Source organism: Streptomyces sp. NPDC038213 (assembly GCF_055600495.1).
Window position 1 is genome coordinate 31396 of the sequence record NZ_JBVJYM010000027.1, and the last position, 21780, is coordinate 53175.

General features: G+C 74.0%; 17 protein-coding genes. 15 read left to right on the forward strand and 2 right to left on the reverse strand.

Features of this window, described 5'->3' with window-relative positions; genetic code table 11:
* Positions 1-95 precede the first annotated feature (95 nt).
* From ACZ7JZ_RS28100 to ACZ7JZ_RS28165, 14 genes are all read left to right on the forward strand, one after another.
* The gene (locus tag ACZ7JZ_RS28100) at positions 96-2480 is read left to right on the forward strand and encodes a collagenase (RefSeq protein WP_470943941.1); all 2385 of its coding nucleotides are present in this window, start codon (positions 96-98) and stop codon (positions 2478-2480) included.
* A 112-nt stretch (positions 2481-2592) separates the two neighbouring features.
* On the forward strand, positions 2593-3801 hold the full coding sequence (locus ACZ7JZ_RS28105) for an NAD(P)/FAD-dependent oxidoreductase (RefSeq protein WP_470943944.1): 1209 nt from the start codon (positions 2593-2595) through the stop codon (positions 3799-3801).
* Positions 3798-4109 carry a (2Fe-2S)-binding protein gene (locus ACZ7JZ_RS28110; RefSeq protein ID WP_470943946.1) on the forward strand — a complete coding sequence of 104 codons (312 nt, stop codon included), beginning with the start codon at positions 3798-3800 and terminating at the stop codon, positions 4107-4109. The genes ACZ7JZ_RS28105 and ACZ7JZ_RS28110 overlap by 4 nt, the downstream gene beginning before the upstream one ends.
* The gene (locus tag ACZ7JZ_RS28115; RefSeq protein WP_470943948.1) at positions 4090-5607 is read left to right on the forward strand and encodes an FAD/NAD(P)-dependent oxidoreductase; all 1518 of its coding nucleotides are present in this window, start codon (positions 4090-4092) and stop codon (positions 5605-5607) included. The genes ACZ7JZ_RS28110 and ACZ7JZ_RS28115 overlap by 20 nt, the downstream gene beginning before the upstream one ends.
* A gap of 77 nt (positions 5608-5684) precedes the next feature.
* Positions 5685-6596: a dihydrodipicolinate synthase family protein gene (locus tag ACZ7JZ_RS28120; RefSeq protein ID WP_470943951.1), complete on the forward strand. Its 912-nt coding sequence runs from the start codon at positions 5685-5687 to the stop codon at positions 6594-6596.
* A 150-nt stretch (positions 6597-6746) separates the two neighbouring features.
* Positions 6747-7751, forward strand: coding sequence for a proline racemase family protein (locus ACZ7JZ_RS28125; protein WP_470943953.1), 1005 nt, complete (start codon positions 6747-6749; stop codon positions 7749-7751).
* A gap of 2 nt (positions 7752-7753) precedes the next feature.
* Positions 7754-8776: a proline racemase family protein gene (locus ACZ7JZ_RS28130; RefSeq protein WP_470944065.1), complete on the forward strand. Its 1023-nt coding sequence runs from the start codon at positions 7754-7756 to the stop codon at positions 8774-8776.
* Entirely contained in the window at positions 8773-9735 is a 963-nt protein-coding gene (locus tag ACZ7JZ_RS28135; protein WP_470943955.1) for an ornithine cyclodeaminase family protein, read from the forward strand. The genes ACZ7JZ_RS28130 and ACZ7JZ_RS28135 overlap by 4 nt, the downstream gene beginning before the upstream one ends.
* A 41-nt stretch (positions 9736-9776) precedes the next feature.
* A complete protein-coding gene (locus tag ACZ7JZ_RS28140) occupies positions 9777-10499 on the forward strand; it encodes a GntR family transcriptional regulator (protein WP_470943958.1) in 723 nt (240 codons plus the stop codon).
* A gap of 188 nt (positions 10500-10687) precedes the next feature.
* Positions 10688-12436, forward strand: coding sequence for an ABC transporter substrate-binding protein (locus tag ACZ7JZ_RS28145; RefSeq protein ID WP_470943960.1), 1749 nt, complete (start codon positions 10688-10690; stop codon positions 12434-12436).
* Between the two features lie 29 nt (positions 12437-12465).
* Positions 12466-13410, forward strand: a complete 945-nt coding sequence (locus ACZ7JZ_RS28150; protein ID WP_470943962.1) for an ABC transporter permease — start codon at positions 12466-12468, stop codon at positions 13408-13410.
* Positions 13407-14393 carry an ABC transporter permease gene (locus tag ACZ7JZ_RS28155; RefSeq protein ID WP_470943965.1) on the forward strand — a complete coding sequence of 329 codons (987 nt, stop codon included), beginning with the start codon at positions 13407-13409 and terminating at the stop codon, positions 14391-14393. The genes ACZ7JZ_RS28150 and ACZ7JZ_RS28155 overlap by 4 nt, the downstream gene beginning before the upstream one ends.
* Positions 14393-15445, forward strand: a complete 1053-nt coding sequence (locus ACZ7JZ_RS28160; protein ID WP_470943968.1) for an ABC transporter ATP-binding protein — start codon at positions 14393-14395, stop codon at positions 15443-15445. The genes ACZ7JZ_RS28155 and ACZ7JZ_RS28160 overlap by 1 nt, the downstream gene beginning before the upstream one ends.
* Positions 15442-16473 carry an ABC transporter ATP-binding protein gene (locus ACZ7JZ_RS28165; RefSeq protein WP_470943970.1) on the forward strand — a complete coding sequence of 344 codons (1032 nt, stop codon included), beginning with the start codon at positions 15442-15444 and terminating at the stop codon, positions 16471-16473. The genes ACZ7JZ_RS28160 and ACZ7JZ_RS28165 overlap by 4 nt, the downstream gene beginning before the upstream one ends.
* Positions 16474-16588: 115 nt before the next feature.
* On the opposite strand, the gene ACZ7JZ_RS28170 is transcribed toward ACZ7JZ_RS28165, so the two are convergent.
* Positions 16589-18646, reverse strand: coding sequence for a S9 family peptidase (locus tag ACZ7JZ_RS28170; protein ID WP_470943972.1), 2058 nt, complete (start codon positions 18644-18646; stop codon positions 16589-16591).
* 111 nt (positions 18647-18757) lie between these two features.
* Between ACZ7JZ_RS28170 and ACZ7JZ_RS28175 the strand changes: the two genes are divergently transcribed.
* Positions 18758-20305 carry an MFS transporter gene (locus ACZ7JZ_RS28175; protein WP_470943975.1) on the forward strand — a complete coding sequence of 516 codons (1548 nt, stop codon included), beginning with the start codon at positions 18758-18760 and terminating at the stop codon, positions 20303-20305.
* Between the two features lie 86 nt (positions 20306-20391).
* Here ACZ7JZ_RS28175 and ACZ7JZ_RS28180 read toward each other — a convergent pair whose 3' ends face one another.
* Positions 20392-21765 carry a cytochrome P450 gene (locus tag ACZ7JZ_RS28180; protein WP_470943977.1) on the reverse strand — a complete coding sequence of 458 codons (1374 nt, stop codon included), beginning with the start codon at positions 21763-21765 and terminating at the stop codon, positions 20392-20394.
* Positions 21766-21780 lie beyond the last annotated feature (15 nt).

Sequence of the window (21780 nt, forward strand, 5' to 3'; positions counted from 1 at the left end):
ATCGCGGCGCACTCATCCCCGTCAAGTGCCCGGTGATGCAGGGATGTTCGAGCAGTAGCACCTCCCCCACCTCCCCCTCCCACCAGGAGTTATTGGTGTCCAAGCACAGTGCCGTGCGCACGTCGTTCCTCGCCGCCGCCATCGCGGCCACCCTCGTCGCCTCCGCCGGCCAGGCCGTCCAGGCCGCCGACTCCTCGCAGGCCGCCAAGGCCCCCGCCGCGAAGGCCCCCGCCACCTTCGCCGGCCGCCAGGCCCCCGCCGCCGAGACGCACGCCAACCCGTTCGACGAGGTGGAACGTTTCGCCAATGCCCCCAAGGTCAAGGCCGCCCCGGCCCAGACCCCCGGCGACCTGACCGCCGGCCGCGTGGCCGGCCCGCAGACGAAGGCCAAGGCCAAGCCGAAGGCCCAGCTCAAGGCGGGCCTCGCGGCGGCCGCCGGCCAGACCGCCGCCGGGGTCGCCTGCACCCTCGACGGGGTCACGGGCCTGTCGCCCGAGCGCTTCGCGGACTTCCTCGCCGACCCGGCCGTCAAGGCCGACGGCTGTCTGCGCGACATCATCTGGACCTGGGACGCGCGCCTGGCGCCCGTCATGTCCGACGCACACGTCCAGGCCGTCGCCCGCCGCATATCCAGCCTCTCCGCGAACCACGACGGCAGGAACGGCAGCAACCTGGAGGAGATGTTCACCTACCTCCACGCCGTCGCCTACCACGACTTCTCGCGCGGCGAGATCGACGTGAGCGACGCCCCGACCGTCGAGACCATCCGCCGCGCGGTGGCCGACTTCGGCAGCGCCGCCCGCACCTTCGACGTCACCCGCACCAACGCCAACACCCTGCGCGAGGCCCTCTACGCCGCCAGCTCCAAGGGCCTGCGCCACCACCAGCTCGACCTCATCAAGCGGGTCATGGCCACCATGGACCCGAACCACCCGGCCACCCACCACGACGCCGCCTGGGCCGGCGCCGCGCTCGCCGGACTCTCCGTGAGCTACCTGGGCACCTACTCGGGCAACCAGGACGCCGCCTTCCACGCCGCGGTCACCGCGGACCCGTCCTTCCGCGCCACCCTGAAGGCCTTCGGCGGCTACACCCACCTCAAGGGCACCGCCAACGAGTGGGTGGCCCGCGACGCCATCCTGGAGTTCGGCCGCCTCGGCGAGATCCCCGCGCTGCGCGACGCGGTCGTGGCCGACCTCGGCCCGCTGCTCGCCACGACGAAGAACACCTTCGGCGCGGGCAGCGAGCCCTGGGCCAAGGTGGTCTCGTGGCTCAACTGGTTCGACGCCTGCAAGCCGTACGGCGTGTGCAAGGCGGACATCGAGGCGCAGCTCTTCCCGTACACGTACACGTACGACAGCGGGGCCATCAAGGTCCGCACCGGCCTCGACAAGGCCACCGTCGACCAGCTGTACTACGCGAGCAAGCGGGTCAAGGCGCAGTTCCACCGCGTGATCGGCACCGACCAGCCGCTGGCCGGGGACCCCAACTCCACGCTGAACATCGTGCTGTACGGCTCGCGCGCCGACTACGTCAACTACCACCCGGTGCTCACGGGCATGGGCACCAACAACGGCGGCGTCTACATCGAGCGCGGCGCGACCTTCTACACCTACCAGCGCCGGGTGCCGCAGGACTCCTCGCTCACGCTGGAGGAGCTCTTCCGCCACGAGTACGTGCACTACCTCAACGGCCGCTTCGCCGTCCCCGGCTTCTTCGGCCAGGGCGAGTGGTACCAGGGCGACCGCACCACGGCGATGGACGAGGGCACCGCGGAGTTCTTCGACGGCGCCACCCGCGACAACGGCATCGCCGTGCGCAAGTCGCTGGTCAAGAGCATCATCAACGACACCGCGGGCGGCGGCCCCCGGATGACGGTGGAGCAGCTGCTCAACGCCACCTACGACGGCGACGGCTTCCGCTTCTACAGCTACGCCGGCACCTTCTTCGAGTTCCTGTGGGCCCAGCGGCCCTCGCTGCTCCAGGAGATGTACCGCCACCTGCGGGCCGACGACCCGGCGGCCTTCGACGCATGGCGGGGCCGGCTGGGCGGGGACTCCTACCTCCAGCGGGACTACGACCGCTTCCTGGACGCCCAGATCGCCAAGGTGGAGGACCTGTACGTCCCGAACACCACCTTCACCCCGGTCGACCAGCTGCGGGACTCCTCCCTGGCCGCGGTCAAGACGAGCTTCCACCAGGCGACGTACAACAACCCCGACTGCGTCGAGAACGGCGAGCCCGGCAAGCGCCGCTTCGTCTGCACGGGCCGGATCACGGCGAACCTGTCGAACTTCCGCAACCCCGACCAGGTCTTCAAGGACATGTCCGAGACCGTGGACTACTTCATCCTCGACCGGGCGGGCGCGGTGTCCAACAACCTGGCCGACATGAACTGCTCCTTCGGGCCGGTCGAGATCTGGAGCACCAACAAGGCGGGCACGTCCTCCTACTCCTGTGACGGCCCGCTGCGCGGCTGATGCAGGGGTGCGGCCGGCCCCGGCGCCACGGGGGCGGGGCCGGCCGCACCGTACCGCCGCACCCTCCCGGTGCGCCCTTGGATCCCCCAGAAGAATGTGACATATTACTGTCGTGCCCAACAGACACTCCCTGGACGCCGTCATCATCGGCGCCGGCGTCGTCGGAGCCGCCTGCGCGTACTTCGCGGGCCGCTCCGGACTCTCCGTAGCCGTAGTCGACCGCGGCCCCGTCGCGGGCGGCACGACCGGTGCCGGGGAAGGAAATCTGCTCGTCTCCGACAAGGAGGCGGGCCCCGAGCTCGACCTCGCGCTGCTGTCCACCCGACTGTGGCACGAGCTGGCCGCGGAACCAGGGGTCCTCCCACCGGAGACCGAGTACGAGCCGAAGGGCGGCCTCGTCGTGGCGCCCGACGAGGCCACCCTGAAGGCCCTGCGGGCCTTCGCGGACGGCCAGCGCGCCGCGGGCGTCGACGCCCGGGAGATCGCCGCCGACGCCCTGCACGCACTGGAGCCGCACCTGGCCCCCGGCCTCGCCGGCGGCTTCCACTACCCCCAGGACGCCCAGGTCCAGCCCGCCCAGGCGGCGGCCCGGCTCCTGCACGCCTCCGGAGCCGCCCGCCACCTCGGTGAGGAGGTCACCGGATTCCTGACCGGACCCGGCGGGCAGCTCCGCGGGGTCCGCACCACCCGCGGCGAACTGCTCGCCCCCGCCGTGGTGAACGCCGCCGGCACCTGGGGCGGCCGGATCGCCGCACTCGCCGGCACCAGCCTGCCCGTACTGCCCCGCCGGGGCTTCGTCCTGGTCACCGAACCGCTGCCGCAGGTCGTGCGCCACAAGGTCTACGCCGCCGACTACATCGCGGACGTGGCCAGCGACTCCGCCGCCCTCCAGTCCTCGGCCGTGGTCGAGGGCACCCCCGCCGGGCCGGTCCTGATCGGGGCCACCCGCGAGCGGGTCGGCTTCGAGCGCGGACTGTCCACCGAGGCCCTGCGCCGGCTGGCCGGCCAGGCGGCCGCGCTGTTCCCGGTGCTCGCCCGGGTCCGCGCGATGCGCACCTACCACGGCTTCCGCCCCTACCTGCCCGACCACCTCCCCGCCATCGGGCCCGACCCGCGGGTCCCGGGCCTCTACCACGCCTGCGGGCACGAGGGCGCGGGCATCGGCCTGGCCCCGGGCACCGGCCTCCTCCTCGCCCAGTTCCTCACCGGAGCCGAACGGGACCTGGACGCCCGCCCGTTCCGCCCCGAGCGCTTCGGCGACGGGGCCGCCGCAGCCCCCGCCGCGGAGCCCTCCCACCGAGCTGACGGAGCTGCCCGATGAGCCACCCGCGCGACCTCGTCGGGGGCGCCGCCCAGACGGAGTTCACCCTCGACTTCGACGGCCGGCCGCTGCCCGCCCAGTCGGGCCAGACCGTCGCCGCCGTCCTGTGGGGCGCCGGCATCCTCGCCTGGCGCACCACCCGCCAGGGCGGCGCCCCGCGCGGCGCCTTCTGCGGGATCGGCAGCTGCTACGACTGCCTCGTCACCGTCAACGGGCAGCCCAACCAGCGCGCCTGCCTCGTCCCCGCCCGCCCCGGGGACACCGTCACCACCCAGGAAGGGACCGGCCATGGCGAACTCGCCGTCTGAGCCCGGCCGCGCCGCCGCCGGCCCCGCCGCCGCCGACCTCGCCGTCGTGGGCGCCGGACCCGCCGGGCTCGCCGCCGCCGTCACCGCCGCGGACCTGGGTCTGCGCGTCACCGTCCTGGACGCGGGGGAGCGCCCCGGAGGCCAGTTCTACCGCCACCCCGACCCCGCCCTCGGCGCCGCCCGCCCCGAGGCCCTGCACCACGGCTGGGAGGCCTTCGCCACCCGCGAACGGCAGCTGCGCGCCCACGAGTCCGCCGGCCGCATCTCCTACCTGCCCTCCCACCACGTCTGGACCGTTCTCCCCGAGGCGGCCCGCCCCGGCGGCCCGGCGGGGCCGTCGGGGACGGGCTGGGTGCTGCACGCCGTCGCGGGCCCCGAGGAGCGCCCCGCGACCGTCCGCGCCCGCGCCGTCCTCCTCGCCACCGGCGCGTACGAGCGCCAGCTGCCCTTCCCCGGCTGGACCCTGCCCGGGGTGGTCGGGGCCGGGGGCGCCCAGGCCATGCTCAAGTCCGGCCTCGTGCTGCCCGGCCGCCGGGTGGTCGTGGCCGGCAGCGGCCCGCTGCTGCTCGCCGTGGCCGGCTCCCTCGCCGCCGCCGGGGCCAGGGTGCCCGCCGTCGCCGAGGCCGGCTCGTACACCGGGTACGCCGGCCGGATCCCGGCCCTGCTGCGCAACCCCGCCAAACTCGCCGAAGGCGCCGTGTACGGCAGCGCCCTGCTGCGCCACGGCGTCCGGCTCCTGACCCGGCACGCCGTCACCGAGGCCCACGGCACCGACCGCGTCGAGGCCGTCACCGTCGCCCGGCTCGGCCGGGACTGGCGCCCGGTGCCCGGCACCGGCCGGCGCATCCCCTGCGACGCCCTGGCCGTCGGCCACGGGCTCGTCCCGCAGCTCGAACTGGCCACCGGACTCGGCTGCGCCACCGCCGCCGCCCCCGACGGCACCGCCGCCCTGGTCCTCGACGGGGCCCAGCGCACCTCGGTGCCCGGGATCTGGTCCGCGGGCGAGACCGGCGGCATCGGAGGCGCCCAGCTGGCCCTGGTGGAGGGGGAGATCGCCGCCCGCTCCGTGGCCGGCCGCGCGGTCCCCGCCGCGCTGCTGCGCAGCCGGGCCCGGCTGCGGGCCTTCGCCGCGGCCATGGGCGTAGCCCACCGGCCCGGCCCCGGCTGGACCGGCTGGCTGCGCGAGGACACGGACGTGTGCCGCTGCGAGGAGGTGCCCGCCGGGCGCATCCGCGAGGCCGTCGAGGAGCTCGGGGCCGGCGACGAGCGCACCGTCAAACTGCTGACCCGCGCCGGGATGGGCTGGTGCCAGGGCCGCATGTGCGGACAGGCCGTCGCCGCCCTGGCGGGCTGCGAGCCGGCCGCCGACCGCCGCCCGCTGTCCTGCCCGGTGCCGCTCGCCCACCTGGCCTCCCTGCCGGCCGAAGCCCCCGCCTGCGCCCCCTCCGGCCCCGCGGGCCCCCCGGAACCTTCCCCCGCTCCCCCTGCCGACTGCTGATCAGGGGCGTCGGGCCCTTGTGGCCGACGTACAGGCACCAGTAAAATGTCACACACCACACTAGGGAGACACCTGCCATGACCCTCGCGTCCACCCCCGAGCGCATCCGCCCCTGGCACGGCATCATGGTCGCCACCGCGCTACCGCTGCGGGAAGACCTCTCCGTCGACTACGACGCCTACGCCGAGCACGTCGCCTGGCTGATCGCCAACGGCTGCGACGGAGTCGTACCCAACGGCTCGCTCGGCGAGTACCAGACCCTCACCGACGAGGAGCGCGCCCGCGTCGTCACCACCGCCGTCGAGGCCGCCGGCCACGGCGACCGCGTCATGCCCGGCGTCGCCGCCTACGGCAGCGCCGAGTCCCGCCGCTGGGCCGAGCAGGCCGCCGAGGCGGGCTGCGGCTCCGTCCTTCTGCTGCCGCCGAACGCCTTCCGCGCCGACGAGCCGACCGTCCGCGCCCACTACGCCGACGTGGCCGCCGCCGGCGTCCCCGTCGTCGCGTACAACAACCCGATCGACACCAAGGTCGACCTCACCCCCGGCCTGCTCGCCCGCCTGTACACCGACGGCAGCATCGTCGCCGTCAAGGAGTTCAGCGGCGACGTCCGGCGCGCCTACGAGATCGGCGAGCTGGCCCCGGGCCTCGACCTGCTCATCGGCGCCGACGACGTCCTGCTGGAGCTCGCCCTCGCCGGGGCCGTCGGCTGGATCGCCGGCTACCCCAACGCCCTCCCGCAGTCCTGCGCCACCCTCTACCGCGCCGCCGTCGCCGGGGACCTGGAGACCGCGCTGCCGCTCTACAAGTCCCTGCACTCCCTGCTGCGCTGGGACTCCAAGACCGAGTTCGTCCAGGCCATCAAGCTCTCGATGGACCTCGCGGGCCGCCCCGGGGGCGCCACCCGCCCGCCGCGCTTCCCGCTCACCGGCGAGGTCGAGGCCTCGGTCCGCGCCGCCACCGAGAAGGCCCTGGCGGACGGCCACAACTGAGCCGGGCCCCGGCGCCGGGCCGCCGGTCCGCGCAGGGGAGGATCCCGCAGCAGCACCATCACCCGGCAGTACCCAGCAGCACCCAGCGGAAGAACCAGGCAAGGCCCCGCGGACGGACCCGCGGGCCGTCGAGGAGAGGAGGCGACCCCCGTGCGCACCCGCAACGTCTACCACGCGGTGGACTCGCACACCGAGGGCATGCCCACCCGCGTCATCACCGGCGGCGTGGGGGTCATCCCCGGCGCCACCATGGCCGAGCGGCGGCTCCACTTCATGGAGCACATGGACCGGCTGCGGACCCTGCTCATGTACGAGCCCCGCGGGCACGCGGCGATGAGCGGGGCCATCCTGCAGCCGCCCACCCGCCCCGACGCCGACTGCGGGGTGCTCTACATCGAGGTCTCCGGGCTGCTGCCGATGTGCGGGCACGGGACCATCGGGGTCGCCACCGTCCTCGTCGAGACGGGCATGGTGCCGGTGACCGAACCGGTCACCACCGTCCGCCTGGACACCCCCGCCGGACTCGTCAGCGTGGACGTGCAGGTCGAGGACGGGGCGGCCACCTCCGTCACCCTCACCAACGTCCCCGCCTTCTGCGTGGGCCTCGGCCTGAAGACCGAGCTGCCCGGCTTCGGCGAGATCGCCTACGACCTCGCGTACGGCGGCAACTTCTACGCCTTCGTCGAACTCGACGACCTCGGGCTGCCCTTCGACCGGGCCCGCAAGGAGGAGCTGGTCAAGGCCGGGCTCGCGGTGATGGACGCGATCAACTCCTCCGCGCACCGCCCGGTGCACCCCGAGGACCCCCGCATCGCCGGGGTCAAGCACGTCTACCTCGCGGCCCCCGGCTCCGACGCCGCGCGCTCCCGGCACGCGATGGCCATCCACCCCGGCTGGTTCGACCGCTCCCCGTGCGGCACCGGCACCTCCGCCCGGATGGCCCAGCTGCACGCCCGCGGCGAGCTCGCCCTCGGACAGGACTTCGTCAACGAGTCCTTCATCGGCACCGAGTTCACCGGCCGCCTGGTCGGCGAGACCACCGTCGGCGGCCTCCCCGCCGTGGTCCCGACCGTCACCGGCCGGGCCTGGATCACCGGCACCGCCCAGTACTTCCTCGACCCCACGGACCCCTTCCCCGGAGGCTTCCTCCTGTGAGCCTGCCCCCCGCACCCGCCGTGGTGCGCACCACCGACTACCACACGGCGGGCGAGCCCTTCCGGATCGTCACCGAGGGGCTGCCCCCCGTCCCCGGGGACACCGTCGCCGAGCGCTGCGCCACCGCCATCGGGCCCGGCGGGTCCGGGACCGCCCCCCGGCGCGGCCCGCTGGACGACGTACGCCGCCTGCTCGTGCGCGAACCGCGCGGACACGCCGGCATGTACGGCGGCTTCCTCGTGCCCCCGGACGACGACGGGGCCCACCTCGGCGTGCTGTTCTGGCACAAGGACGGGTTCTCCACCGCCTGCGGGCACGGCACCATGGCGCTCGGCGCCTGGGCCGTGGACAGCGGGCTCGTCGCCGCCCCCGACGAGGGCAGCGCCCAGGTCCGCATCGACGTGCCCTCCGGGCGGGTCACCGCCACCGTGCACCGTACGGAGGGCCGCACCACCGGGGTGACCTTCCGCAACGTCCCCGCCCGCGTCACCGCCCGCAAGGTGCCCGTCGCCACCTCGCTCGGCATCGCCGAAGTGGACATCTCGCACGCCGGCGCCTGCTACGCCTCCGTCCCCGCCCGCGCCCTCGGGCTGGCGGTGACCAAGGAGGCCCTGCCCCAGCTGGTCCGCGCCGGCCAGGAGATCCGCGCGGCCCTCGCCACCCACCCCGGGACCTGGCACCCGGAGAGCCCGCTCCTGTCGGGGGTCTACGGAGTGGTCCTGTACGAGGACCTGCCCGCGACCCCCTTCGGCCCGCACCAGCGCAACGTGACCGTCTTCGCCGACGGCCAGATCGACCGGTCCCCCTGCGGGTCCGGCACCTCCGCCCGGCTCGCCCTGCTGGCTGAGGACGGGATCATGGGCCCCGGCGAGGACCTCCTGCACGAGTCCGTCGCGGGCACGGTCTTCACCGGCCGGATCCTGGGCGGCGGGGTCACCGAGGTCACCGGCACCGCGTACCGGACGGGCGAGCACGCCTTCGTACTCGACCCGCACGACAGCCTCGGCACCGGGTTCCTGCTGTGACCGGCCCCGGCGCGGTGAAGGACCTGGCGCTGTTCGGCGCCGCCGAGATCGCATCGCTCGTCGGGCCCGCCGCCGCGGTCGAGGCCCTGGCCGGCATGCTGCGCGGCGGGCTCGACCCCGAGACCTGCCCGCACCGGACCGCCCTGCCCGTACCCGCCGGCGAGCTGCTGCTCATGCCCGCCGCCGCGGGCGGGTACGCCGGGGTGAAGACCGCCGGGGTGGCGCCGGGCAACGCGGCCCTGGGGCTGCCCCGGATCACCGGCAGCTACCTGCTGCTGGACGGGGCCACCCTCCAGCCCCTCGCGCTGCTCGACGGGGCCGCCCTCACGGCCCTGCGCACCCCGGCGGTCTCCGCCCTCGCCGTCCGGCACCTCGCGGCCCCCGGCCCGCTGCGCACCGTCCTCTTCGGATCCGGCCCGCAGGCGTACGGGCACCTGGAGGCCGTCCGCACGGTGCGGGAGGTCTCCGAGCTCGTGGTGGTGGCCCGCAACCGGGCCGCGGGCGAGGCGCTCGCCGCCCACGCCCGGGGCCTGGGCGTGGACGCCCGCACCGGCACCCCCGCCGACGTGGCCGGCGCCGCCCTCGTGCTCTGCTGCACGACCGCCCGCGAACCCCTCTTCGACGGGCGGCTCGTGGCCGACGGGGCCGCGGTGGTCGCCGTGGGCTCCCACGAGCCGGACGCCCGGGAGACGGACACGGCCCTGGTCCGGCGCGCCGCGGTGTACGTGGAGTCCCGGGCCGCCGCCCTGCGCGAGGCCGGGGACCTCCTGATCCCCGAGGCGGAGGGGGCCATCGGCCCGGGGCACGTGGCCGGAACCCTCGCCGACCTGGTCGCCGGAAGGGGACCGTCCGGATCAACGGGCGCCCCGCGGCTCTTCAAGAGCGTGGGGATGGCCTGGGAGGATCTGGCCGTGGCGGTGGCGGTGTACCTCGCCGCCGGGGCGGACAGCGAAACGTGACATTGTACGCTGTTCCTCTGCGAATTCTCGGAGGAAATGCGATGGGTGACCTGAAGCAGCACAGTCTCATCAAGGCCCAGGAGCGGCTGCGCGACCAGGTCGGTCACGCCCTCCGCGCGGCCCTGATAGCGGGTGAGCTGCGCCCGGGCAGCGTGTACTCCGCTCCCGGCCTGGCCGCGGAGCTCGGGGTCTCGGCCACCCCGGTGCGCGAGGCGATGCTCGACCTGGCCCGCGAGGGACTGGTCGAGCCGGTCCGCAACAAGGGCTTCCGGATCACGGAGGTCAGCGAGCGCGACCTCGACCAGTACACCGAACTGCGCACCCTCATCGAGGTGCCGACCATCGGGGTGGTGACCCGGATCGCGGCGCCCGAGCAGCTGGAGGCGCTGCGGCCGATCGCCGAGGAGATCGTGAGCAACGCGCGTGCGCACGACCTCATCGGCTACCTGGAGGCGGACCGCCGCTTCCACCTCACCCTGCTGGGCCTGTGCGGCAACGAGCGGCTGGTGGAGACGGTCGGCGACCTGCGCAAGCGCTCCCGCCTGTACGGGCTGACGGGCCTCGACGAGGCCGGTCTGCTGGTGGCCTCGGCCGAGGAGCACCTGGAACTGCTGGACCTCATGCTCGCCGGCGACGCCGAGGGCGCGGAGGCCTGTATGCGCAGGCACCTGGGGCACGTGCGGTCCCTGTGGGCCGAGGGGCGCGACGAGCCGGTCGGCAAGGGGGCCGCGCGGCCCCTGGGCGGCAGCAGCCGCTCGGCGTAGCGGCACCCCGTACCCGCGCACGCGCAGGGCCCGGACCGTAACGGTCCGGGCCCCAAGTGCGTTGCGGTCGTCCGCATTGGGACACGGCTGGATAACGAGGCCGCAGGGGTCTTGTCAGTACAATTTCACATTACTATGTTACCGGTCACATCGCAGATCAGCCCTTCCCTGGAATGACCGGAGTGACCATGAACAAGCGCACCCAACTCGCCCTCGCCACCTCGCTGGTGGCCGCACTGGCCCTCGGCGTCTCGGGTTGCTCCGAACCCACCAAGGCGAAGGCCCCCTCGGGCAAGGGCGCCGCGAACCCGGCGGCGGCGAACGACGGCAAGGTGCTCGGCGGCACCCCGGTCAAGGGCGGGACCCTGACGGTCCTGTCCAACCAGGACTTCTCCCACCTGGACCCGGCCCGCAACTGGGTGATGCCCGCGATGGACTTCGGTACCCGCCTGCTCTACCGCACCCTGGTCACCTTCAAGGCCGAGCCCGGCAAGGCCGGCAGCGAACTGGTCCCCGACCTCGCCACCGACCTCGGCAAGCCCTCCAACGGCGGCCGCACCTGGACCTTCACGCTCAAGGACGGCCTCAAGTACGAGGACGGCACCCCGATCAAGGCCCAGGACATCAAGTACAACGTCGAGCGGTCCTTCTCCCCGGACCTCACCGGCGGCCCCGACTACGCGGCCCGCTACCTCGCCGGCACGAAGGGCTACACCGGCCCCCTGAAGGGCAAGCACCTCGACTCCGTCAAGACCCCCGACGACAAGACCATCGTCTTCGAACTGAACCGCCCGGTCGCCGAGTTCTCCGCCACCGCCACCCTGCCGACCTTCTCCCCGGTCCCGCAGGCCCAGGAGAAGGGCGCCGGGTACGACTCCCGCCCCTTCTCCTCCGGCCCGTACAAGATCGAGAGCTACGACCGGGACAAGAAGCTCGTCCTGGTCCGCAACGAGCACTGGGACGCCGCCACCGACACCGTCCGCAAGGCCTACCCGGACAAGTTCGTGGTCGTGATGGGCCTCAAGGGCGGGCAGATCGACGACCGGCTCATCGCCTCCGCCGGTCCGGACGCCTCCGCCGTCGCCTACTCCAACATGCGCCCCGAGAGCGCCCCCAAGGTGCTCCCGAAGCCCGAGGTCAAGTCCCGCCTGCTGGCCGAGTCCCAGGGCTGTACGACCATGCTCCAGCTCAACACCTCGCGCGCGCCCTTCGACAACGCCCAGGTCCGCCAGGCCTTCCAGTACGCCGTGGACAAGGAGTCCATGGTCACCGCGGGCGGCGGCCCCGCCTTCAACGAGATCGCCACCGCCTACCTGCCCTCCTCCCTCACCGGCGGGGTCCAGGCCGACACCCTCAAGATCGCCCCCGCGGGTGACCCGGCCAAGGCCAAGGAGCTCCTGAAGGCCGCGGGCAAGGAGAAGCTGAAGGTCTCCCTGGCCGTCTCCACCGGCGACAAGACCCGCGCCGAGGCCCTCCAGCAGGGCCTGTCCCGCGCCGGCATCGAGGTCGTCATCGACACCGTCGACCCGGGCGCCTTCTACGACGTCATCGGCGACACCACCACCGCCCCCGACATGACCCTCGCCGGCTGGTGCCCCGACTACCCGTCCGGCTCCACCTTCCTGCCCTTCGTCTTCGACGGCCGCACCGTCAAGGTCAAGGGCAACAGCGGCAACTACTCGCAGTTCAAGGACGACGCGACCATCAAGCGCATCGACGAGATCAGCGCCTACGACGACGCGCAGCTCGCCCGCCAGGGCTGGATCGACCTCGACGCCGAGATCATGCAGAAGGCCCCGGCCGTCCCCGTCGTCCTGGAGCGCAAGCCCCTGCTGATCGGCACCAACATCGCCGGCGCCTTCGGCCACCCGGTGTGGAGCGGCGCCATCGACTACGCCACCATCGGCCTCAAGGACCCCGCGAAGGGCCAGGGCTGAGCACCCGGACCCACGAGCCACCCGTCGCCGTGACCACCACCGCAGCCGGTACCGCGCCGGCCGCGGCGGTCCCTCCGGGCAGCAGCCCCTGGCAGCTCGCCCGGAGGGAACTCCGCCGCCGCCCCGCCGTCCGCATCAGCCTCTCCGTCGTCGTCCTCTTCGTCCTCATGGCCCTCACCGCCCCCTGGCTGGGCGCCCTGGGCGGCTGGTCCCCCGAGGAGTTCGACAAGACCGCCGTCGACCCCTACCTCGGCGGCCTCCCGCTGGGCTCCTTCGGCGGGATCAGCTCCGAGCACTGGCTCGGCGTCGAACCCGTCACCGGACGCGACCTGTTCGCCCGCGTCGTCCACGGGGCCCAGGTCTCCCTGCTCATCGCCTTCGCCGCCACCGCGATCGTGGTGCTGGCGGGCACCGCGGCCGGCATCGCCGCCGGCTACTTCGGCGGGCGCACGGACGCCGTGCTCTCCCGCCTCATGGACCTCACCATGTCCTTCCCCTCGCTGATCTTCATGATCGCGATGCTGTCGGTGGCGAAGGACGTCAACCGCATCGTGCTGATGACCGCCGTCATCGGGGTCTTCGGCTGGCCCGGGGTCGCCCGCGTGGTCCGCGGCCAGACCCTCTCCCTCAAGCACCGCGAGTACGTGGACGCGGCGAGGGTGGGCGGCTCCGGCCCCTGGCGGATCCTCACCCGCGACATCCTGCCCGGGGTCTCCGGCCCCGTCATCGCGTACACCACCCTGCTCATCCCCGGCATGATCAGCACCGAGGCCGCCCTCAGCTACCTCGGCGTCGGCGTCCGCCCGCCCACCCCCTCCTGGGGGCAGATGATCGCCGAGAGCGTCGCCTTCTACGAGACCGACCCCATGTACTTCGTCATCCCGAGCACCTTCCTCTTCCTGTCGGTGCTCGCCTTCACCCTGCTCGGTGACGCCCTGCGCGACATCCTCGACCCGAGGGGCGGCCGCACGTGATCCTCTACCTCGCGCGCCGGCTGCTCGCCCTCACCGGGGTCCTGCTCGCCATCGCCGCCGTCACCTTCCTGATCTTCTACGTCCTGCCCTCCGACCCCGCCGCCGACGCCTGCGGGAAGACCTGCAGCCCCGAGCGGCTCGCCGTGGTCCGCGAGTACCTCGGCCTCGACAAGTCGATGTGGGAGCAGTTCGGCACCTTCCTCACCGGCATCTTCACCGGCCGCACCCTCGGCACCGGGCAGTACGCCGTCGCCTGCGACTTCCCCTGCCTGGGCTACTCGTACGAGAACTCCCTGCCCGTCTGGGACCTGCTCATGGACCGGCTCCCGGTCTCCGCCTCCCTCGCCGTCGGCGCCGCCGCCCTGTGGCTGCTGCTCGGCCTCGGCGCGGGCGTCACCGCGGCCCTGCGCAAGGACACCGCCACCGACAAGGCCCTGATGGTCGGCGCGGTCGCCGCGGCCTCCCTGCCCGTCTACTTCACCTCCGTGATGCTCATCTACGGGGTCATCCGGATCGCCGGCCTGCTGCCGTACCCCAGCTACCAGCCCTTCCTGGACAACCCCCTCGGCTGGGCCTCCAACCTGCTGCTGCCCTGGACCGCCCTGGCCCTGCTCTACGCGGCCATGTACGCCCGCCAGAGCCGCGGTTCGATGATCGAGGCGATGGCCGAGCCGTACATCCGCACCGCCCGCGCCAAGGGCATGCCCGAGCGGACCGTGGTCGTCAAGCACGGGCTGCGCTCCGGGATGACCCCTATCCTCACCATCTTCGGCATGGACCTCGGCGGACTGCTCGCCGGCGCCGTCATCACCGAGTCCATCTTCGGACTCCCCGGCATCGGAAGGCTCTTCTACGGGGCCCTCGTCAACTCCGACCAGCCCGTGGTCCTCGGCGTGACCCTGCTCGCGGCCTTCTTCATCGTCGTCGCCAACCTGGTCGTGGACCTCCTCTACGCCGTCGTCGACCCGAGGGTGAGGTACTGATGGCCACCGCCGCACCGCAGACCGGCAGTCCGGCGTCCGCCGGGGCCGCACCGCCCCTGCTCGCCGTCCGCGACCTCAGGGTCGCCTTCACCACCCCGCGCGGCACCGTCCGCGCCGTGGACTCCCTCGGCTTCACCGTCGAGTCCGGCCGCACCCTCGGCATCGTCGGGGAGTCCGGCTCGGGCAAGTCCGTCACCTCCCTCGCCGTGATGGGCCTGCACCGCGGCGCCGAGGTCACCGGATCCATCGCCCTGGAGGGGCGCGAGATCCTCGGGACCCCCGAGAAGGAGCTCTCCCGGCTCCGGGGCCGCCGGATGGCGATGATCTTCCAGGACCCGCTGTCCAGCCTGCACCCCTACTACACGGTCGGCGAGCAGATCTCCGAGCACTACCGCGTCCACTTCCGGGCCGGCCGGGCCGCCGCCCGCAAGCACGCCGTGGACATGCTCGGCGAGGTCGGCATCCCCGAACCCGCCCGGCGGGCGGGGGAGTACCCGCACCAGTTCTCCGGCGGCATGCGCCAGCGGGCCATGATCGCCATGGCCCTGGCCTGCGAACCCGACCTGCTGATCGCCGACGAGCCCACCACCGCCCTCGACGTCACCGTCCAGGCGCAGATCCTCGAACTGATCGCCCGCATCCAGCAGGACCGCGGACTCGGCGTCATCATGATCACCCACGACCTCGGGGTGGTCGCCCGCGTCGCCCACGAGGTCCTCGTCATGTACGGCGGCCGGGCCGCCGAACAGGCCGGGGTCGACGAGCTGTTCACCGCCCCCGCCCACCCCTACACCCGCGGCCTGCTCGACTCGCTGCCCCGGCTCGACGACAGCGACGACGCACCGCTGCGGGCCATCCCCGGCTCCCCGCCCTCCCTGCTGGCCCCCGCCCCCGGCTGCGCCTTCGCCCCGCGCTGCGCCCGGGCGGCGGCCGGTACGGAGGAGGAGCGCGACCGCTGCCGCACCGAGCGGCCCCCGTTCGCACCGCACGGTGCCACCGCACGCATGACGGCCTGCCACTTCGCCGGCGCCGTCCAGGAGGCAGCCCGATGACCACGGCACCCGCCGAGCTCCCCGCCTCCCGGAAGGGGGAGGAGCCGGGAACGCCCCCGCTGCTCGAGGTCACCGACCTGACCATGGCCTTCCCCGGCCGGCGCTCCGCCACCGGCCGCCGCGGCGCCCCGGTCCGGGCGGTCGACGGGGTCTCCTTCACCCTCCGGGCGGGCGAGACCCTCGGCCTGGTCGGCGAGTCCGGCTGCGGCAAGTCCACCACCGGCCGGATGCTCGTCCGGCTGCTGGAGCCCACCTCCGGGAGCATCCGCTTCGACGGCCGGGAGATCAGCCGGCTCTCCCAGGGGGCCATGCGCCCCCACCGCCGGCACCTCCAGATGGTCTTCCAGGACCCGCACTCCTCCCTCAACCCCCGCCAGACCGTGGCCCGGATCATCTCCGACCCGCTGCTGGTCCAGGGCTGGAGCGCGGCGGACGCCCGCACGCGGGCCGCCGAGCTGATGGAGCTCACCGGCCTGATCCCCGAGCACATCGACCGCTACCCGCACGAGTTCTCCGGCGGCCAGGCCCAGCGGATCGGCATCGCCCGCTCCCTGGCCACCAGCCCCCGCCTGATCGTCGCCGACGAGCCGGTCTCCGCGCTCGACGTCTCCGTCCAGGCCCAGATCGTCAACCTGATGGAACGGCTGCGCGACGAGCTCGGGCTCTCGTACGTCTTCATCGCGCACGACCTGTCCGTGGTCAAGCGGGTCAGCGACCGGGTCGCCGTGATGTACCTCGGCCGGATCGTCGAGATCGGCGACAAGCACTCCCTGTACGGGGACCCGCAGCACCCCTACACCCGGGCGCTGCTGTCCGCCGTACCGCTGCCCGACCCGGCGGCCGAGCGCCGCCGCGAACGGATCACCCTGCTCGGGGACCCGCCGAGCCCGGCCGCCCCGCCGCCGGGCTGCTCCTTCCACCCGCGCTGCGCCAAGGCCCAGGAGGTCTGCCGCACCGAACGGCCGCTGCTGCGGATCGCCTCGCCCGGAGAGAACCGCGAGGTGGCCTGCCACTTCCCCGGGGACTGACGGGGTAACCAGGGGGAGAGAAAGAGGGGCCCCGGAGACGGCGACGTCTCCGGGGCCCCTTCCCGTGCCCGCGGCCCGCCGCGCCGGGTGCGGTCCGGCGGGCGGGCGGCGGGCATCAGGCCAGTGCGCTGCGCAGGAAGTCCCGTTCGAGCGCCGCCAGCTTCTCGTTCGTGCCGTCGGGGGTCATATGGGTCACCCCGGGCAGGGCCAGCAGCTGGTGCGGGCGCCCGGCGTCCGTCAGCGCCTGCGAGAGCCGCAGGGTGTGGGACGGGTGGACGTTGTCGTCCGCGAGCCCGTGGACCAGCAGCAGCGGCCGCTCCAGCGCCGGGGCGTCACCGATCAGGCAGTCCTGCTCGTAGACCTCCGGGTGCTCCTGCGGCAGGCCGAGGTAGCGCTCGGTGTAGGCCGTGTCGTACAGCCGGAAGTCGGTGGGCGCGGCGCCCGCGACGGCCGCGTGGAAGACGTCGGGCCGGCGCAGCACCCCCATCGCGGCCAGGTAGCCCCCGTACGACCAGCCGCGCACGCCCACCCGGCCCAGGTCCAGGTCCGGATGGCGGTCGCCGAGCGCCCGGAGGGCCGCGATCTGGTCCTCCAGGGTCACCGCGGAGAACCCGCGGTACATGGCGCTGGTGAAGGCGGGGGAGACGTACGGGGTGCCGCGGTTGTCGGTGGTGACCACCGCGAAGCCCTGGTCGGCCCACCACTGCCGGTGCTGCCAGCGCCGGGGCTCGGCCGCGACCGCCTGGTAGCCGGGGCCGCCGTACACGTCGAGGAGCACGGGCAGGCGCCTGCCGGGCACGTGGTGGCGGGGCAGCACCAGGGCGGTGGGCAGGCCGTGCTCGGTGACCCGCTCCAGCCGGGGCGCCACCCGGTACGGCAGCGGTTCGGACAGGTCGCGCAGCTCCAGCTCGCGCCCGTCCGCGGTCCGGACCGTGCGCCGGATCCCGTCGGGGCCGCTGGAGGTGGTCAGCAGGGCTCCCGCGCCGGCCGCGCCCGCGTGCACCCCCGGGCCGTCGGCCACCGGGCGGACCGCGCCGGTCCCCGGATCCACCAGCACCAGCTGCTGCTCCGAGGGGTCCCGCAGGCCGGCCTCGACCAGCAGCGCACCCTCGTGCACCCCGACCACGCGCCGGACCTGCACCCCGTCCCCGGTGATCGTCTTCCCGTCCACGGCCAGCGCGCGGGCCGCGCCGCCGGGGGTGTCCGCCGAGGTCAGCATCCGGCCGTCGGGCAGCCGGGCGGGGGTGCCGGGGAGCGCGTCCACCCAGTGCGGGTGCACGGTGCGGGAGAGCTCGCGGGTGCGGCCGGTGGCCGGATCGGCGGTGAGCAGCAGCACGTTCTGCTGGAGCCGGTCCTGCACCGTCAGCAGGATCTCGTCGGAGGACTCCCAGGAGGCGTCCGACACGTACGGGAAGGCCTGCGCGTCCCACTCCAGGCGCACCCGGCCGCCGTCGGGGCCCAGCACCCACAGCTGCACGTCGGCGTTGGGGCCGCCCGCCTGCGGGTACGCGAACTCCTCCGGCTCCCGCTCCGGGTGCGCCGGATCGGCGAAGTGGCGGCGCGGCAGGGCGCCCTCGGCCACCCGGGCGGCCAGCAGGGTCACCCCGTCCGGGGACCACCAGTGGCCGCGGGAGCGGCCGAGCTCCTCCGCGGCGGCGAACTCCGCCACCCCCCAGCGGGCCCCGTCCTGCGGGCTGACCCGGCGGCCGTCGGGGGCGGTGTGCAGGGCGTCGCCCGTGACGTACGCGATCCGGGAGCCGTCGGCGTTGGGCCGCGGGTCGAAGACGGGCCCGGCGGCCGGCAGCTCCTCGGGGGCCGCGCCCGCGTCGGCGCGGACCCGCAGCAGCCTGCCGTACAGGGCGAACACGGCGCTGCGGCCGTCCCCGGCCAGGGCGAAGGAGCCGATCCCGGGGGCCCACAGGCGGATCCGCTCGCGCAGCCGGCGCTCGGCCGCGGGCAGCTCCCCGCCCCGGGGGGCGAGCACGGCGGGGTCGGCGAGGAGCCGCTCCGTGCCGTCCGCGGTGTCGAGGACCCAGAGGGAGTCCACCGGGTCGGCCGGGCCGGAGGAGCGCAGGAAGTACAGGAGCCGTCCGTCGGCTCCGAAGGCGGCGGCGCGGGGCGCGCCGTAGGTGAAGCGCCCGGTCCGGGCGGAGAGCTGGAGGAAGGAGTCCATGGCAGAAGTGTGACATGTGAAATAACACCGGCCCAGTCCCGGGGAGGGCCGTCGGCCCGCACTGGACCGTTCGAGTGGTGGGCCCCGGTCGACGGGCCTAGCGTCGGAAGGGTGGACCGGAACGATCTGCCGACCACCACCGGGACCGACGGCACGGTCCAAGGGAGCCGGAACGGCCTCGCGCTGTTCGTCATCGCCTCCTGCCAACTCATGATCGTCCTCGACATCACGATCGTGAACATCGCACTGCCGCACATCCAGCAGTCACTCGACTTCTCGACGACGACCCTGTCGTGGGTGGTCAACGCCTACACCCTGACCTTCGGCGGCCTGCTGCTCCTCGGCGGCCGCGTCGGCGACATCCTCGGCCGGCGCAAGGTCTTCATCTTCGGCGTCCTGCTCTTCGGACTGGCCTCCCTGCTCGGCGGGTTGGCCCAGAACTCCGGACAACTGCTCGCGGCCCGTGCCCTGCAGGGGGTCGGCGGCGCCATCGCCTCCCCGACCTCCCTCGCCCTCATCACCACCACCTTCACCGAAGGACCCGCCCGCAACCGGGCGTTCGGCGTGTTCGCCGGGGTCTCGGCCGGCGGCGGCGCCATCGGCCTCCTCGCCGGCGGCGTCCTCGTCGAATGGCTGGACTGGCGCTGGGTGTTCTTCGTCAACGTCCCCATCGCCCTGCTGATCGCGGCGGCGGCCACCCGCGTCATCCGCGAGTCCGAGCGCCACCCCGGGCACTTCGACCTCGCCGGCGCCCTGACCTCGACCCTGGGCATGGTCGCCCTCGTGTACGGGTTCATCCGCGCCGCACAGGACGGCTGGCGGGACGGCCTGACCATCGCCTCCTTCGTGGCGGCGGTGGTGCTCCTCGCGGCCTTCATCCTGATCGAGCGCCGCTCGAAACAGCCCATCACCCCGCTGCACATGTTCGCCGACCGCAACCGGGCGGGCACCTACGGGATCATGCTGGCCCTCGCCGCGGCCATGTTCGGCATGTTCTTCTTCCTGACCCTCTTCGTGCAGAACGTGCTCGACTTCAGCCCGCTCGAAGCGGGCCTGGCCTTCCTGCCCGTCAGCGCGGTCATCGCGGTGGGCGCCGGACTGACCTCCCAGCTGCTGCCGAAGTACGGGCCCAAACCCTTCATGGTCATCGGCGCGGTCCTGGCCGCGGCCGGCCTGGGCTGGCTGACCCTGACCGATATCCACTCCACGTACCTGGGCAGCATCCTCGGCCCCATGCTCGTCTTCAGCCTCGGCATGGGAATGATCTTCGTCTCGCTGACGCTGATGGCCCTGTCCGGGGTCACCGACCGGGAGTCCGGCGCCGCCAGCGGACTGCTCAACGCCACCCAGCAGGTCGGCGGCTCCCTGGGCCTGTCCATCCTGGTCACGGTCTTCGGCACCGCCAGCCGCAACGAGGCCGACAGCCAGGTCCCGGCCTTCCTCGCCGAGGCGCGGCCCGCCCAGCGCGCCGTGTTCGAGCGCACCGGGCAGCTCCCGGACCCCTGGGGCGACCAGGTCCTCACCTCGGGCGTCACCGCGGCCTTCATCGCGGCCGCGGTGTTCGCCCTGGTCGCGGCGGTCATCGCCCTGTTCGCCATCCAGGTCCGCCCGGCGGACCGGGAGCGGCTCCAGGGCAACCACACCCCGACGGCCGTCTGAGCCCTCCCCGGCGGCAGGGCCGCAGGGAGGGAAGGGCCGCAGGGCCGCCGGGGGCCGGGCCGCCGCCCGGCCCCCGGTCCGGCGGGTCAGCCGGCCGGGCGGATCCGGCAGTTGACGGGCACGGTCGCCCGCAGGGTGATCCCCGCGGTCACCGGGACCGTCCGCGTCACGGCCTCGAACTCGTACGCCCGCAGCATCAGCGCCAGCGCCAGCACCGACTCCAGCATCGAGAAGTGCTGCCCGATGCAGGCCCGCGGCCCCCCGCCGAAGGGGAACCACGCGTACCGCGGCCGCTGCGCCTCCGCCTCCGGGGTGAACCGGTCGGGGTCGAAGCGCTCCGGGTCCGGCCAGTAGCGCGGGTCGCGGTGGGTCACCCACGAGGCGACCAGCACGTCCGCCCCGGCCGGGATGGCGTGCCCGCCGATCTCGGTGGCGGCCACCGCCCGGCGGCCCACCACGGGAGCCGCGGGGTACAGGCGCATGGCCTCCTTGATCACCCGGGTCAGGTACGGCAGCCGCTCCAGGTCCGCGGCCTCGGGGGCCCGTCCGTCGCCCAGCACCCCGGCCACCTCGGCGCGGGCCCGCGCCTGCTGTTCGGGGTTCAGCGCCAGCAGGTGCAGCGCGAAGGCCAGCGAGGTGGCGGTGGTCTCGTGCCCGGCGAGCAGGAAGATCAGCACCTGGTCGCGCAGCTCGTCCGCGTCGAAGGCCCCGTCCTCGGCACTGCGCGCCTCGGCCAGCAGCCCCAGCAGGTCCCGGGCCTGCCCCGGCTCCGGCTCCGCGGCCCCGCCCCGGCGCCGGGCGATGATCCGGTCGCAGAGCCCGTACAGCTCGGAGATCGCGGAGGCCGCCCGCCGGTTGGCGGGGGTCGGCCACTGCCGGGGGAAGGAGAGGGGGGAGTAGCCGCGCTGCACGGAGTAGTCGGTGATCGCCGCCAGGCAGCGGTCCACGACCCCGGCCGCCTCCTCCACGTCCGTGCCGAACAGGATCCGCCCGACCGCGCGCAGCGCCAGGTGCATCATCTCCTCGGACACGTCCAGGACCCCGCCGGGCGCGTCCTTCCAGCCGGCGACCACGGCCTCGGTCTCGGCGGCCACCGCCGCCGCGTACCCGTCCACCCGGCGCCGGGTGAAAAGCGGCTGCACCAGCCGCCGCTGGCGCAGGTACTCCTCGTCCTGCGAGGTCAGCAGCCCGTTGCCCAGGGACTCGCGGATCTCCTGGTAGACGGCGCTGTCCTTGCGGAAGTTGGCGGACTCCCCGGCGAGCATCTGCTGCACGCCCTCCGCGGAGAACACGCCGTAGACCTCCGCCCGCAGTCCGGGCGGGCCCGCGAAGATCCTTACCACGTCGCCGTGTTCGCGCTGCGCCCGCAGGAAGGTGCCCAGCGAGTCCTTCTTGAGGTCGAGCAGCGAGCCGAGCAGGGGCACCCCCGCCGGACCCGGAACCTGTACGCCGCCTGCCATGCCGCCCCCTCAGTA